The organism is Halobacterium sp. GSL-19, assembly GCF_016917855.1.
GTDB lineage: Archaea > Halobacteriota > Halobacteria > Halobacteriales > Halobacteriaceae > Halobacterium > Halobacterium salinarum.
The window spans coordinates 918,203-932,203 of record NZ_CP070377.1 but is presented as its reverse complement, the minus strand read 5'-3'; the positions used below and the strand labels follow the sequence as shown (position 1 = coordinate 932,203).

Annotated in this window: 14 protein-coding genes and 1 tRNA gene; 7 read left to right on the top strand and 8 right to left on the bottom strand. The window is 70.3% G+C overall.

The window, feature by feature from the left end; translation table 11 throughout:
* Positions 1 to 51: 51 nt before the first annotated feature.
* The 4 genes from JT689_RS06690 to JT689_RS06675 form a co-directional block, all read right to left on the bottom strand.
* Positions 52 to 465 carry a hypothetical protein gene (locus JT689_RS06690; protein WP_229373430.1) on the bottom strand — a complete coding sequence of 138 codons (414 nt, stop codon included), beginning with the start codon at positions 463 to 465 and terminating at the stop codon, positions 52 to 54.
* Positions 452 to 673 (bottom strand): hypothetical protein, encoded by a 222-nt coding sequence (locus JT689_RS06685; RefSeq protein WP_010902953.1) that lies wholly within the window; start codon positions 671 to 673, stop codon positions 452 to 454. The genes JT689_RS06690 and JT689_RS06685 overlap by 14 nt, the downstream gene beginning before the upstream one ends.
* A 131-nt stretch (positions 674 to 804) precedes the next feature.
* Positions 805 to 879, bottom strand: a tRNA-Glu gene (locus JT689_RS06680).
* A gap of 93 nt (positions 880 to 972) precedes the next feature.
* On the bottom strand, positions 973 to 2,952 hold the full coding sequence (locus JT689_RS06675) for a 3-hydroxyacyl-CoA dehydrogenase/enoyl-CoA hydratase family protein (protein ID WP_205251828.1): 1,980 nt from the start codon (positions 2,950 to 2,952) through the stop codon (positions 973 to 975).
* A 141-nt stretch (positions 2,953 to 3,093) separates the two neighbouring features.
* Between JT689_RS06675 and JT689_RS06670 the strand changes: the two genes are divergently transcribed.
* From JT689_RS06670 to JT689_RS06650, 5 genes are all read left to right on the top strand, one after another.
* The gene (locus JT689_RS06670) at positions 3,094 to 3,669 is read left to right on the top strand and encodes a DNA-3-methyladenine glycosylase (protein ID WP_010902951.1); all 576 of its coding nucleotides are present in this window, start codon (positions 3,094 to 3,096) and stop codon (positions 3,667 to 3,669) included.
* Positions 3,670 to 3,815: 146 nt separating this feature from the next.
* Positions 3,816 to 4,208: a succinate dehydrogenase, cytochrome b556 subunit gene (gene sdhC / locus JT689_RS06665; protein WP_012289306.1), complete on the top strand. Its 393-nt coding sequence runs from the start codon at positions 3,816 to 3,818 to the stop codon at positions 4,206 to 4,208.
* Position 4,209: 1 nt separating this feature from the next.
* The gene (locus JT689_RS06660) at positions 4,210 to 4,572 is read left to right on the top strand and encodes a succinate dehydrogenase hydrophobic membrane anchor subunit (protein WP_010902949.1); all 363 of its coding nucleotides are present in this window, start codon (positions 4,210 to 4,212) and stop codon (positions 4,570 to 4,572) included.
* Between the two features lie 6 nt (positions 4,573 to 4,578).
* Entirely contained in the window at positions 4,579 to 5,457 is an 879-nt protein-coding gene (locus tag JT689_RS06655; RefSeq protein ID WP_010902948.1) for a succinate dehydrogenase/fumarate reductase iron-sulfur subunit, read from the top strand.
* A 6-nt stretch (positions 5,458 to 5,463) separates the two neighbouring features.
* Positions 5,464 to 7,311 (top strand): FAD-binding protein, encoded by a 1,848-nt coding sequence (locus JT689_RS06650; protein WP_010902947.1) that lies wholly within the window; start codon positions 5,464 to 5,466, stop codon positions 7,309 to 7,311.
* On the opposite strand, the gene purD is transcribed toward JT689_RS06650, so the two are convergent.
* Positions 7,305 to 8,597, bottom strand: a complete 1,293-nt coding sequence (purD, locus tag JT689_RS06645; protein ID WP_205251827.1) for a phosphoribosylamine--glycine ligase — start codon at positions 8,595 to 8,597, stop codon at positions 7,305 to 7,307. The genes JT689_RS06650 and purD overlap by 7 nt on opposite strands.
* A gap of 134 nt (positions 8,598 to 8,731) precedes the next feature.
* Between purD and JT689_RS06640 the strand changes: the two genes are divergently transcribed.
* Positions 8,732 to 10,897, top strand: coding sequence for a thioredoxin domain-containing protein (locus JT689_RS06640; protein ID WP_205251826.1), 2,166 nt, complete (start codon positions 8,732 to 8,734; stop codon positions 10,895 to 10,897).
* On the opposite strand, the gene JT689_RS06635 is transcribed toward JT689_RS06640, so the two are convergent.
* Positions 10,887 to 11,237: a thioredoxin family protein gene (locus JT689_RS06635; protein ID WP_010902944.1), complete on the bottom strand. Its 351-nt coding sequence runs from the start codon at positions 11,235 to 11,237 to the stop codon at positions 10,887 to 10,889. The genes JT689_RS06640 and JT689_RS06635 overlap by 11 nt on opposite strands.
* 128 nt (positions 11,238 to 11,365) lie before the next feature.
* Here JT689_RS06635 and JT689_RS06630 point away from each other — a divergent pair, with 128 nt between their 5' ends.
* Entirely contained in the window at positions 11,366 to 12,349 is a 984-nt protein-coding gene (locus JT689_RS06630; protein ID WP_010902943.1) for a PLP-dependent cysteine synthase family protein, read from the top strand.
* A gap of 13 nt (positions 12,350 to 12,362) precedes the next feature.
* On the opposite strand, the gene JT689_RS06625 is transcribed toward JT689_RS06630, so the two are convergent.
* Both JT689_RS06625 and JT689_RS06620 read right to left on the bottom strand, forming a co-directional pair.
* Positions 12,363 to 12,815, bottom strand: coding sequence for a DUF5804 family protein (locus tag JT689_RS06625; RefSeq protein WP_205251825.1), 453 nt, complete (start codon positions 12,813 to 12,815; stop codon positions 12,363 to 12,365).
* Positions 12,812 to 13,990, bottom strand: coding sequence for a tRNA sulfurtransferase (locus JT689_RS06620; protein ID WP_205251824.1), 1,179 nt, complete (start codon positions 13,988 to 13,990; stop codon positions 12,812 to 12,814). Before JT689_RS06620 ends, JT689_RS06625 begins: the two co-directional genes overlap by 4 nt.
* Between the last annotated feature and the right edge of the window lie 11 nt (positions 13,991 to 14,001).

Here is a 14,001-nt window from a genome sequence, read left to right as displayed (position 1 = left end):
AAGTGTTGTCTCCCTGTGGGAGGTGCTGACATCGCGCTTCCGCGGCGCTGGTCACGACGTGAGCGCCGCGATCAGGCGGCGCGCGGCGTCGACCGTGGCAGTGACGCCTCTGCCAGCGGCGACAGCCGCTCCCCCGACACGGAGCGCGGCGGGCGCGACACCCGCCCGCTTGGAGAGCAGCCCCGGAGCGGCGTCCGCGCCGACGACCGCGACGGGGGATTCACGCACCCGCAACTCGACGGTGAGGTCCGCGTCCCGAAGCGTTGCCGCGAACGCGGGGAGTTCGGACTGTGGCACCCCGGCCAGCGCGTCGACGCCGGCGGCAAGCGACGGCACGTCCACGAACACTCGCTTGCCCGTCGAGGTGACCGCAACCGGGGTGCCGTCGATCACCACATCCAGGTCGGCGGCCACCGACAACGGCGTCCGCTCGTCGTGGTGGGACGCGCCGTCAGTCGCGCTCACGAGTGGTGACGCGGATCGTTCCGTCCACGTGCCAGCGCGCGTGCTCGGCGTCGTCACCGGTCCCGCTGGGCACGTCCACATCGAGTTCGTCGAACTCGTAGATGATCTCCGCGCCGCGCCCGGTCAGGCGGTCGTAAAGCCCAACCGCGAGGTCCGGCCACGTCGTCGGTTCCTCGACGGTCTCGCTCGCTGAGTCTGTCTCGCTCATCAACGATGATGAGGGACCGGCAGGTGTTAAATCTAGTTACATGTATCCGAGCATTCAGTCGGCGGGACGGCGACGGCGATGGCTCACAGCCGGACTACCCAGTCAGCGGTATCGCACACGACCGCGAGAAATGCTCGGTCAGGGATTTGAACCCTGGTCGTCGGCTCGAAAGGCCAACATGATTGGCCGGACTACACCAACCGAGCGTCCGCATCCGGACTGAACGACCGCTCACGTATAAATCCCTCTAATCTGATTCGCCACGACAACCACCGACGCGCCACCCGACGGCGCGGCGGCTACTCCCCGTTGAACTCCGGCTCCCGGTCCGCGGAGAACGCGCTGACGCCCTCCATCAGGTCCTGGGTGTTCATCAGCTGGCCGAACGATTGCGCCTCGATCTCCAGGCCGGCGTCGGTGTCGTCGCGGCCGGCACGCATCGCGCGCTTCGTGTACTTCATGGCGATCGGCGGGCCGGCGGCGAGGTCGCGGGCGAGCTCCCAGGCGCGCTCCTCGAACGCCTCGGTGGTGACGACTTCGTTGATGAAGCCGTAGTCGGCCAGTGTCTCGGGGGCGAAGCGGTCGGCGGTGAAGATGATCTCCTTGGCGCGGCCCTCGCCGACGATGTGCTTGAGGCGCTGCGTGCCGCCCCAGCCCGGGAGGAGGCCGAGATCGTGTTCGGGCTGGCCGAGCTCGCTGCGCTCGCTGGCGAGGCGCATGTCCGCGCAGGTCGCCAGCTCCATCCCGCCGCCGAGACAGTAGCCGTCGATGGCCGCAACCACCGGCTCGTCGGCGGCTTCGAGCTTGCCGAACGTCTGCTGGCCCATCCGGGAGAGCTCCACCGCCTCCACGGGGTCGGCGTTGCCCGCCATCGACGTGACGTCCGCGCCGGCCGAGAACGCTTTCTCACCCGCGCCGGTCAGGAGGACGGCGCGCACGTCGTCGTCGTCGCCGAGCACGTCGATCGCGTCCGACAGATCGGCCAGCAACTCGCCGCTGATGGTGTTCATGCGGTGCGGGCGGTCGAGTTCGATGTGGCCGACGTTGCCGTCGACGGAGACGCTGACGGCGTCGAACTCCCGGCGGCCGTCCGCGTCCTCGTCGCCGCGCCCGTGGAACGACTCGCCGGCCGCCGCCATCTCGGCGAGGGTGTCGGCGGGCTCGTAGCGCGCCTGCCCGGTCGCCTCGTGGGCCGCAACCAGCGTCTCGTGGAGGTGCGTGATGCCCGCTGCGTCGGCCATCTTCGCGGGGCCTTCGGGGTAGCCCGCGCCCAGCATCACGGCCTCGTCGATCTCCGCGGGGTCGGCGACGCCGCCGCCGACGAGCTTCGCGACCTCGTTGGCCATCACGGCGGTGAGCCGGTCGGCGATGTCGGCCCGGATCTCGTCGGTCGGCACGTCCGCGCCGGTCGCGTCATCGCCGTAGTCGTAGAAGCCAGCGCCGCTCTTCCGCCCGAGGTCGCCGGCCTCGACGTGGTCGACGAGCACCGGACACGGCTCGTAGGCCGTGCCCAACACGTCCTGCATGTAATCGAGGACGTCGTGGGAGACGTCGATGCCCACCTGGTCGGCGAGCTCGAACGCCCCCATCGGCAGCCCCATGTCGTATTTGGTCGTGGAGTCGACCTCGGCGATGGTCGCCTCGTCGTCGTGGACGAGCCACGCGGCCTCGTTCAGCAACGGCACGAGGATGCGGTTGACCACGAACCCGGGGGAGTCCTTGCGCACCCGCACCGGCGTCTTCCCGAAGTCCGCGGCCAGCGACTCGATGCATTCGAGCACCGCGTCGTCGGTGTGCGCCCCGGAGATGACTTCCACCAGCTCCATCCTGACGGGCGGATTGAAGAAGTGCATGCCGCAGAACCGCGCGGGGCGCTCGGTGACCTCCGAGAGGTCCGTGATGGAGAGACTGGAGGTGTTGGTGGCGAACACCGCGTCGGCGGGGGCGTGCGCCTCGACCTCGGTGTACACGTCGGTTTTGATCCCCATCTTCTCGGGGACCGCCTCGATGACGACGTCCACGTCGTCGACGGCGTCGCTCACCTCGACGTGCGTGCTGATGCGGTCGAGTGCGGCGTCGGCCGCGGCCTCGGTGAGCTGGTCGGATTCCGCGAGCTTCCCCAGCGACCACTCGATCTGGTCGTAGCCGTCCTGGACGAGCTCCGCGGAGATGTCCCGGAGCCGCACTGTGTATCCGGCCATCGCGGCCACTTCCGCGATCCCGTGGCCCATGTTTCCGGCGCCAAGCACCGCGATGCTGTGGATGTCATCGACGTCCATGCGGGAGTGGTCGCCGGCTGCCCCGTTGAACCTTTCCCTCTCGGTGGCTGACAACAGTGCACACGTTTACGCGCGTGGACACACCGCCAGCGAACCACCCGACAGCGCAGCCCCCAAACGTCGCCGCACCGAACCAGGCGTATGGCCGACGCACACGACGCGCTCAGGACCGACCCGACGCTCGCGCCGCTGCTCGACGCCCACGGCGAACTCGCAGTCACCCCCCACGACGACCTCTTCGAACGCCTCGTCGTGGCGATCATCCGCCAGCAGCTGTCGACGGACGCCGCGGCGACGATCCGCGAGCGCGTGTTCGACGCCGTCGACGTGACCCCGGCCGGGATCGCCGCCGCCGATCCGGCCGTCCTGCGCGACGCCGGGCTGTCCCGCCAGAAGACCGACTACGTCACCAACGTCGCGGCGGCGTTCCGCGAGCACGACTACACGCGGGCGCGGTTCGCCGAGCTGAGCGACGCGGCGGTGCGCGAGGAACTCACCGCGATCACCGGCGTCGGGGACTGGACGGCGTCGATGTTCCTGCTGTTCGCGCTCGGCCGAGCGGACGTCTTCCCGGTGGGGGACCTGGGCATCCGGACCGGCATGCAAGCGCTGTACGGCGCGGACACCACGCGCGCCGAGATGCGCGAAATCGCCGACAGCTGGCGGCCGTATCGGTCGTACGCGTCGCTGTACGTGTGGCGTGCACAGGACGCATAGTCGCTGCCGCCACACCGTGACCGCGCAAGCGCACGAGAGCGGCTGCTTACCGGTTCTGCGTGCTATTTTCGGGGTTTTTTCAGGGTTGCGTACTCGCTGAGCGTGTAGTAACTTCTATGTGCGGTCAGTCCCGACCGTTAGTTGGTATGAGCGAGTCGTATGACCGAGGCCTTGTGGCGGACTTCGGCCGATGGACGGAGTTCTCGGCCGGCATGTGGGCCTGGGTGTTTCACAAGTTCACAGGGTGGGTTCTCGTTGGCTATCTGTTCACCCACATCTCGGTCCTGAGCACGTCGCTACAGGGCGCACAGGTTTACAACAGTACGCTGAGTGGATTGGAGAGTCTGGCCATCGTGCGCCTGCTCGAAGTGGGGCTGCTGGCGGTGGCCGTGTTCCACATCCTGAACGGCATCCGGCTGCTGTTCGTGGACCTCGGCGTTGGGCTGGAGGCACAGGACAAGAGCTTCTACGCGTCGCTGGTGTTGACGGGCGTGATCGTCGTCGCCAGCGTGCCGACGTTCCTCACGGGTGCATTCTGAGATGGCGAAACGATACTCCTCGTTCCGATCGGGATCGACGACGTGGCTGCTCCAGCGGCTGACCGCTGGGTTCCTCGTCGTGGTGTTGGCGTTCCACTTCTTCAACCTGCACTTCGTCAATCACGCCTACAACATCGACTTCGCCGGCAGCCAGGTCCGGATGCAGAGCCTCGGCTACTACGTCACGATGGTGTTGTTCCTCGTGACGGCGACGTTCCACGGGGTCAACGGCGTCTACAACGCCCTCGTGAACCAGGGCATCGAGGGGAACGCCAAGCGCGCCGCGCAACTCGTACTTGGGGTTGCCGGCGTGCTGTTGATCGTGCAGGGGATTCGCGTGGCGAACGCGCTTGCGGGGTTCTAGATACGAATGAGCACGAAACCATCACAATCAGAGACCGAGACCGAGACCGACACGGAGCCGGCGACCACCGGCCACCAGCAGCGCCGCCTCGACGACAAGCGTGCGCGGGCCGACGACCGCGACGAGGCCGCCGCGCAGGCCGAGACCGAGTTCGACGGCGAGACGGTCGAGCTGAAGGTGTTCCGGTACGATCCGGAGATCGCGGGCAAAGAGGAGCCGCGCTTCGACACGTTCACCGTCCCCTTCGAGACGGGGATGACCGTCCTGGACGCGCTCATCTTCGCGCGGGACAGCTACGACTCCAGTCTGACGTTCCGGCATTCCTGCCGGCAGGCCGTCTGTGGGTCCGACGCGTTCTTCGTCAACGGCAGCCAGCGGTTGGGCTGCCAGACCCAGATCGAGGACCTGGAGTGGCCGGTTCGTGTCGAGCCGCTGCCCCACTCGGACGTCGTCAAGGACCTGGTCGTGGAGATGGATCACTTCTACGACCAGATGGAGTCCGTCGACCCGTTCTTCGATCCGGACGACCTGCCCGACGGCGAACTCGAAGAGCAGCGCCAGAGCCGACAGAACCGCGAGAACATCAAGCTCTCGACGCGCTGCATCTGGTGTGGCGCGTGCATGTCCTCGTGCAACATCGCCGCCGGGGACAACAAGTATCTCGGCCCGGCAGCAATCAATAAGGCCTACCGGTTCTATATGGACGACCGTGAGGGATCGGAGAAGCGACAGGAGCGCCTGGAGATCATCGAACAGGAGCACGGCGTGTGGCGCTGCCAGACGCAGTTCTCCTGTACGGATGTGTGCCCCAAGGACATCCCGCTGACCGAGCACATTCAGGAGCTCAAGCGCGAAGCAGTCAAAGAGAACCTGAAGTTCTGGTAACAACTCATGTACGAGCACGACGTCATCGTGGTCGGCGGCGGCGGCGCGGGACTCCGCGCAGCCATCGCCGCCCAAGAGGAAGGCGCAGACGTAGCGATCGTCACGAAGCTCCACCCGGTGCGCAGCCACACCGGGGCCGCGGAGGGCGGCATCAACGCCGCGCTCCGTGACGGAGACTCGTGGGAGGACCACGCGTACGACACGATGAAGGGGTCGGACTACCTCGGGGACGCCCCGGCCATCGACACCTTCGCGAAGACCGCGCCCGACGAGGTCATTCAACTGGAGCATTGGGGGATGCCGTTCTCCCGGGAGGACGACGGGCGCGTGAGCCAGCGGCCGTTCGGCGGGCTGTCGTTCCCGCGGACCACGTACGCCGGGGCCGAGACCGGCCACCACATGCTGCACACGCTCTACGAGCAGGTGGTGAAACGCGGCATCGAGGTGTACGACGAGTGGTACGTCTCGGAGCTGGCGGTCACCGACGAGGACAACCCCAACGACCGCGAATGCCACGGCGTCGTGGCGTGGGACGTGCAGTCCGGCGAGATCGCGGGGTTCAAAGCCAGTGACAGCGTCATCCTGGCGACCGGCGGGATCGGGCAGGCGTTCGATCACACGACCAACGCCGTCGCGAACACCGGCGACGGCGTGGCGATGGCGTACCGCGCCGGCGTCCCCGTCGAGGACATGGAGATGATCCAGTTCCATCCGACGACGCTGCCGTCGACGGGCGTCCTCATCAGCGAGGGCGTGCGTGGCGAGGGCGGCATCCTCTACAACGGCGAGGGCGAGCGGTTCATGTTCGAGCACGGCTACGCCACCAACGACGGCGAGCTGGCGTCCCGAGACGTGGTGTCGCGGGCGGAGCTCACGGAGATCAACGAGGGCCGTGGCGTCGACGACGAACACATCTACCTCGACATGCGCCACCTCGGCGAGGAGCGCATCACCGACCGCCTGGAGAACATCCTCCACTTGGCCGAGGACTTCGAGGGCGTCAACGGGCTCGAGGAGCCGATGCCCGTCAAGCCCGGCCAGCATTACGCCATGGGCGGCATCGAAACCAACGAGTTCGGGGAGACGTGTGTCAGCGGGCTGTACGCCGCCGGCGAGTGTGCGTGCGTGAGCCTCCACGGCGCGAACCGCCTCGGCGGGAACGCGCTGCCGGAGCTCATCGTGTTCGGCGCGCTCGCGGGCCGCCACGCCGCCGGCAAGGAGATGGCCGACCCGCTCATCGAGACCGGGCCCAGTGACGCCCTCGAACACGACGAGCTCAGCGTGCCGACGGGCGCGCCCGACGGCGACGCGGGCGTCGCGGAGCCGGCCACCGACGGCGGCGCACAGGGCGCGGTGGACACCCGCGCACCGACCGACGTGGTCGCGGACACGGCGACCACCGAAGAGGAGCGCATCGAGGCGCTGCTGGGCCGCGAGGACGGCGTCAACCACGCCGACGTGCGCGCCGACCTCCAGCAGTCGATGACCGAGAACGTCAACGTGTTCCGCACCGAGGACGGCCTCAAGCAGGCGCTCGCGGACATCCAGGACGCGCGCAAGCGTTACCAGGACGTCTACGTCGCCGACAAGTCGCGGACGTTCAACACGGACCTGCAACACACGATCGAGACGCGCAACCTCCTGGACGTCGCGGAGATGATCACCATCGGGGCGTTGGCCCGCGACGAGTTCCGGGGCGCACACTGGCGCAAGGAACACCAGGAGCGCAAGGACGACGAGTGGCTCAAACACACGATGGTGTCGTGGAACGACGGCGACCCCGACCTGTGGTACCGCCCGGTGCTGCTTGAGGGGCACGACGACACCTACGAGCCGAAGACGCGCTCCTACTGACCGTCTCGCAGGCGGCGCATGCGGGCGTTGCGGTCCGCTAAGAGCGTTTTACTGCCGATGTCCCGGCGCACGCGCACGCCGTCGGGCAGGTCTGCGAGCGCGGCGTCGACAGAGGTGGCGGCGGCGGGGATGCTGTCGCCGGTGCCGACGACGGCGAACGACCGCGACGTGGTGGTCGTGAGGGAGCCGTCGTCGTGGGCGTCGACGCTGGCGTAGAACAGCTCCGCGTCCCCCGTCGACGCGTCGTCGATGGTGATGGTGGTGCCGCCCGTGGGATCGGTCGGGTAGCCGTCCGGAACGGCGTACGTGCAGACCGTCGCCGGCTCCGAGAAGGCGAGCTCGGGCAGCGCTTCGCCATCGCGGGCCGCAGCCAGCACGTCCAGGAGCGGCGTCTCCATCGTGGTCAGCGTGTTCATGGCTTCGGGGTCGCCGAACCGGGCGTTGAACTCCACGACTTTGGGGCCGTCGGCGGTGAGCATGAACTGGCCGTAGAGCACGCCGCGGTAGTCTTCGAGCCCGTCGACGACGGCGCGGATGGTGTCGACGGCGGCCTGGTAGTCGGCGTCGGTGGCGAACGGCACCAGCCGCCCGGGGCCGGCGATGCTGCCCATGCCGCCCGTGTTCGGGCCGTCGTCGCCCTCGTAGGCGCGGCCGTGGTCGTGGACGACCGGCGTGGTCCGGATGTCGCCGTTGGCGACCAGCGCCTGGACCGTGATCTCGACGCCGTCGAGGCGCTCCTCGATGACCCAGTCGTCGTGGTCGCTGGTGCGGATGTAGTCGGCGGCCGCCGGCTTCGAGAGCTGGTCGCCGGTGACGCGGACGCCCTTGCCGCCGGTGAGCCCCGCGGGCTTGACCGCGACGTGGCCGTCGACGCCGGTGACGTAGTCGGCGGCCGCGTCCGAGTCGTCGAACGTCTCGAAGTCGGCCTGCCCGGGGACGTCGTTGGCGGCCATGAACTCCCGCTGGAACTGTTTGTCCGTCTCGATGCGGGCGTCGGCCTGTGTGGGGCCGAACGCGTAGATGCCGGCGTCGGACAGCGCGTCCACGACGCCGGCGGCGAGCGGGGCCTCGGGACCGACGACCACGAGGGTGGCGTCGACGGCCGTGGCGTGGTCGACGACCGCCGCGGGGTCTGCCGGATCGAGGATCGTGAGGTCGTCGGCGAGCGCGTCGATGCCGGGGTTGCGGGTGGACGCAGCCGCGGAGAGGGTGCAGTCGTCGGCGAGCGCGTCTGCCAGCGCGTGCTCTCGGCCGCCACCGCCGAGCAGGAGGACACGTTCGGTCATACCCGCCACCGACTCCCCACGACAGTGTAAACGTTCTCCTTTCTCGTGGCGGATCTATCCACGGACGTGGTATGCCACCGGCCGGCGGTGACGCGACACCGGGGTTTACCCGCGCGGGCGCGCTACCGGGGGGCATGACCCATCCGACCGCCCGCAACCGCTTGGACGAGGCGGCCAGCCCGTACCTCCGCCAGCACGCCGACAACCCGGTGAACTGGCAGCCGTGGGGCGAACCGGCGTTTTCCGCCGCCCGCGAACACGACGTGCCGATCTTCCTCTCGATCGGCTACTCGGCGTGCCACTGGTGTCACGTCATGGCCGAGGAGTCGTTCGCCGACCCGGAGATCGCTGCCGTCCTGAACGAGCAGTTCGTCCCGGTGAAAGTCGACCGCGAGCAGCGCCCGGACGTCGACGACCTCTACATGACCGTCTCACAGGTCACGCGCGGCAGCGGGGGGTGGCCGCTGTCGGTGTTCCTCACGCCCGAGCGCAAGCCCTTCTACATCACAACCTACGTCCCCAAGGAACCGACGCGCGACCAGCCAGGGTTCGAGAGCCTGCTTGAGGACGTGACCGCGAACTGGCGGGAGAACCGCGGGGACCTCGACGCGCGCGCCGAGCAGTGGCTGCAGGCAGCCCGCGGGGAACTGGAATCCGTGCCCGACCCCGTCGACGACGCGGGCACCGACTCGCCGCTGCCCGCGGCCGCCGACAGCATCGCCGACGCGGCCGACGCCACACACGGCGGGTTCGGGCGCGGCCAGAAGTTCCCCCACGCGGGCCGCCTGCGCGTGCTCCTGCGGGCGACACAGCGCGACGCCGGGGACGGCGCGCGCGCCGCCAGCGCCGCCCGCCACACCCTCACCGCGATGGCCGACGGCGGCCTCCACGACCACGTCGGCGGCGGATTCCACCGATACTGCACGGACCGCGAGTGGACGGTGCCCCACTTCGAGAAGATGCTGTACGACCAGGCGGCGCTGGCGCGGCTGTACGTCGACGGCTACCGCGCCCTCGGCGACAACCGGTACGCCGATGTCGCGCGATCCACGCTGACGTTCGTCGACCGCGAGCTTGGCCACCCCGACGGCGGGTTCTACGCCACACTCGACGCCCGCAGCCCACCCCCGGACGCCCCCGACGGCGACCGCGAGGAGGGCGCATACTACGTGTGGACGCCCGATCGCGTCGCCGCCGCGATGCGCGATCACGCCGCCGCCGCACCCTGCGACACCGCGGACGCGGACGTGCTCGCTGACGCCGCGTGCCGGCGCTACGGTGTCGACGACACGGGGAACTTCGAGGCCGGGACCACCGTCCCCACCGTGTCGGCGTCGGTGGGTGCCATCGCGGACGCCTTCGACACCGCCCCCGCCACGGCCGAGGCGTGGTGTGACGTGATCGACGCGCGCCTGCGGGCGGCCCGAGCCGACCGCCCACGGCCCGCGCGCGACGAGAAAGTGCTCGCCGGGTGGAACGGCCTGATGGCGCGCGCGTACGCCGAGGCCGGGCTGGCACTCGACGACCGGTTCGCCGAGCGCGCCGCCGACGCCATCGCGTTCGCACGCGACACGCTCTGGGACGGCGACCGGCTCGCCCGCCGCAGCATCGGTGGCGATGTCGCGGGCGTCGGGTACGCCGCCGACTACGCGTTCCTCGCCGCCGGCGCGCTGGCCACCTACGAGGCCACCGGAGCCGTGGCCCACCTCGACTTCGCGCTGGATCTCGCCGACGCCATGCTTGAGGCGTGCTACGACGCGTCGGCGGGCGTGCTCTATGAAACGCCCGCGTCGGTCGACGACGTGGCCGTGCGCTCGCAGGCGACCGGGACCGGCTCCACCCCCAGCCCGATCGGCGTGGCCGCGGACACCCTCGACGCGCTGGCTGCGTTCGCGCCCGCGGCCGGCTACGACGACGCCGCCGCGGCGCTGCTGTCGCGGTACGGCAGCCACATCGCGGAGTCTCCAGGCCGCCACCCCGAGCTCGTGCTCGCGGCGGACACGCGCGCCGGCGGCCGCCGCGAGATCACGGTGGCCGCCGACGACCTCCCCGACGCGTGGCGTGACGCCGTCGGCGCGGCGTACCTTCCCGACCGGCTGCTGTCCAGGCGGCCCCCGACCGAGGACGGCCTGGACGCCTGGCAGTCCACGCTGGACCAGGCGTCAGTGCCGCCACTGTGGGCGGGCCGAACTGGTGGCGACGACGGCACGCCGCGCGCGTACGTCTGCCGGCGGGCGTGCTCGCCGCCGCTGGACGACGCTGCGGGCATCACCGAGTGGCTCGCCGAGTTCAGTCGCTGAGCGCGTCCGCCAGATAGCGCTCGGGCGGGAGCGAGTCGCGCTCCTCGAAGCGCGCGTGTTCGGTGCCGTCGGCGCCTTCGACGACGACCGTCGGGATGCGGTCGATGCCGTACTCGTCGACGCGCGGCCCCGTTTTTCCGTCGTCGCCGCGGGACACCGGGTGCACGGCCGGTTCGACGCCGCTGGCGGCGAGCGCGGCGGCGAAATCCGGGAGCTGGGACCGACAGTCGCCACACCAGTCCCCGCCCCAGACGTGCACGGTCGCGTCCGCGGGCAGCGATTCGAACGCCTCGATCACGGCCGGATACGACTCCGCGTCCCACGCCGGGTTCGGCTCCATCGTGGTGAGTGACACGCTTGGGGGTTGGCTGCTCGCGGACAAAAACCCCGGCCCCCTGGCAAGCGACGACCGGGAAACGCTGGCCGCGCCCGTTACACGTTTACTCCACAGCCACGTACGTCGGGGCAATGAAAGACAGCATCCTGGACGCCATCGGGACGCCACTCGTTCGGCTCACGGCACCCGAGGGCGCGACCATCGCGGCGAAGCTGGAGGGGTTCAACCCCGCCGGCTCGGCGAAAGACCGGCCGGCCAGGGAGATGGTGTTGGCCGCCGAGCGCGCGGGCGAGATCCAGCCCGGCGACCAGTTGGTCGAGGCGACCAGCGGGAACACGGGGATCGGGCTGGCGCTGACCGCCGCCGCCCGCGGCTACGACCTCACGATCGTGATGCCGGCGTCGATGTCCACGGAGCGCAAGCAACTGCTGCGCGCGTACGGCGCGGACCTGGAGCTGGTGGACGCCGGCATGGAGACCGCGAACCAGGTGGCCGACCGGGTCGCCGCCGACACCGGCGCGTTCCGGGTGGGACAGTTCGAGAACCCCGCGAACCCGCGCGCCCACTACCGGACGACCGCCGAGGAGATCCTCGACCAGGTCGAGGGCCGCGAGATCGACGCGCTCGTTGCGGGCGTCGGGACCGGCGGCACGATCACCGGGACCGCAACCAGGCTCCGGGAGGCCCATCCGGAGATGTCCGTGGTCGCGGTCGAGCCGGAGGCGAACGCGGTGCTGTCGACGGGCGAATCGGGCGACGACGACTTCCAGGGGATGGGGCCGGGGTTCGTCAGCGACAACCTCGACCGGGAGCTGATCGACACCGTCGAAACAGTGGCGGTGGACGCGGCGGAAGCCGAGACGCGGCGGCTCGCCCGCGAGGAGGGCGTGCTCGTGGGCCAGTCCAGCGGCGCGGCGGCGCTGGCGGCCACCCGGACCGCCGAGCGCATCGCCGACCCCTCGCTTGACTGCCCGGACGTCAGCTTCGACGCCGACGCCGTCGGCGATCCGGACGCCATCGCGGACGGTGGTGACGGACCCGACGACTGCCCGCTGGTCGTCACGATCCTGCCCGACACCGGCGAGCGATACCTCTCGGCGGGCGTGTTCGACTGACCGACCCGCGGCGCTACTGGAACTCCGCGGCGGTCACCCGCACCGGCAGCGTGTCGTCGACCGCGCGGCGGTCGTACGCCGGCACCTCGTCGCCCTCCCGGGTGGCGTAGATCGGCTCGACGAGCGCGCCGTCGACGACCCCGTAGAGCTTCAGGTGGGCGTCCGTCTCGGCCGCCGGGAGATCGCCCGCTCGCACGCGGGCGGCCACGTCGCGTGACAGCCACTCGTGTTCCGCCACGGACGGGTCGCGAACCATCGCGGCGTCGGCGAGCCGGGCGAGATACCAGTTCAGGTCGTTCAACAGCGACACCGCCGCCCCGAGGCTGACGGTGGTCACGGCCACGGTGTTGGCGTACGGCGACCGCACGTCGTAGGTCGACAGCGCGCGCCGCGCCGTCTCGTACTCGAACAGCGCCGCCCGCAGCGACGGGTCGTCGTCGGTCCCGAGGAGCAGCACGTCGGTCACGCGACCGCCACCTCCACGGGGCCGGTGTCGGCGGCGACCGTGCGCGCCCACTCGAAGAGCGCGTCGGGTTCGTCGGCGCGCACGCTCTCGATGGGGGCGGCCGTCAGCGGCTGGCGCGGCGCGAGCCGGTTGCAGCCGACGTCGAGGCTGGAGTCCCGGAACGTGTCGATGGAGCGGGCGGCCGCGGTGATGCGTTGTTTGTCCCACGTGAGCAGCGGCCGGTGGACGGGCAGCGTGGTGGCGCGGTCGACGACGCCGAGGTTCGCGGTGGTCTGACTGGATTTCTGGCCGACGGCTTCCCCGGTGACGATGCCGGCCGCGCCCGCATGTTCGGCGACGTGCTCGGCGACGCGGTACATGAACCGCCGGAACGAGAGCATGCGCGTGCGCCCCGTCGCCGCGGCCAGCCGGTCGATGGCGTCGCCGGCCGGCGCGACCCGCAGCGAGAGGTCGTGGTTGGGCGCGTAGTCGTCGAGCGTGCGCACGGCCGCCTCGGCGCGGGCGCGATGGTCGGGGCCGCCGTAGTCGCCCAGCGCCAGGTACAGCGGGATGACGGGCGCGCCCCGGCGCATCGCCTCCCAGGCGGCGACCGGCGAGTCGATGCCGCCGGAGACGAGCGCGACCAGCGGCTGCTGGGTGCCAAGCGGCATGCCACCGGGGCCGTCGCGGTGTGTCAGGAACACGAACGCCTCGGCGTCCCGGACTTCCACGAAGAACGTGATGTCCGGGTCGTCGAGATCAACGACCGGCTGGAAGTCGTCCTCGACGGCGGCCCAGACGGCGTCGCCGCCCACGCGGTTGACGTCGTGGCTGTCGAAGTCGTGGGTGCCGGCGCGGCGCGCGTCGACCGCGAACGCGCCGCCGTCGTAGTGGGCGCGGGCGGCGGCGGCGAGCGCGTCGCTGATCGCGTCGAGGTCGGGGGCGACTGAGACGGCGGGACTGGCGGAGACGACGCCGAACGTGTCAGCGGCCGCATCCGCCGCGCGGCCGGCCGCGGGGCTGCGAACGAGGACGCGCCCCCATTCGCGCTCGACATCGCCGGGCACGCCGCGGTCGGCGAGCATCGCGGCGACGTTGTCCCGGAGCGTCCGCTCCATGTCGGACTGGACGTGACTGGATTTCACGCCGACATCGCCGTGCCTGACGACGACGCTGTCGGCCCCGGGTGGAAGCATGCGTGGTGGAA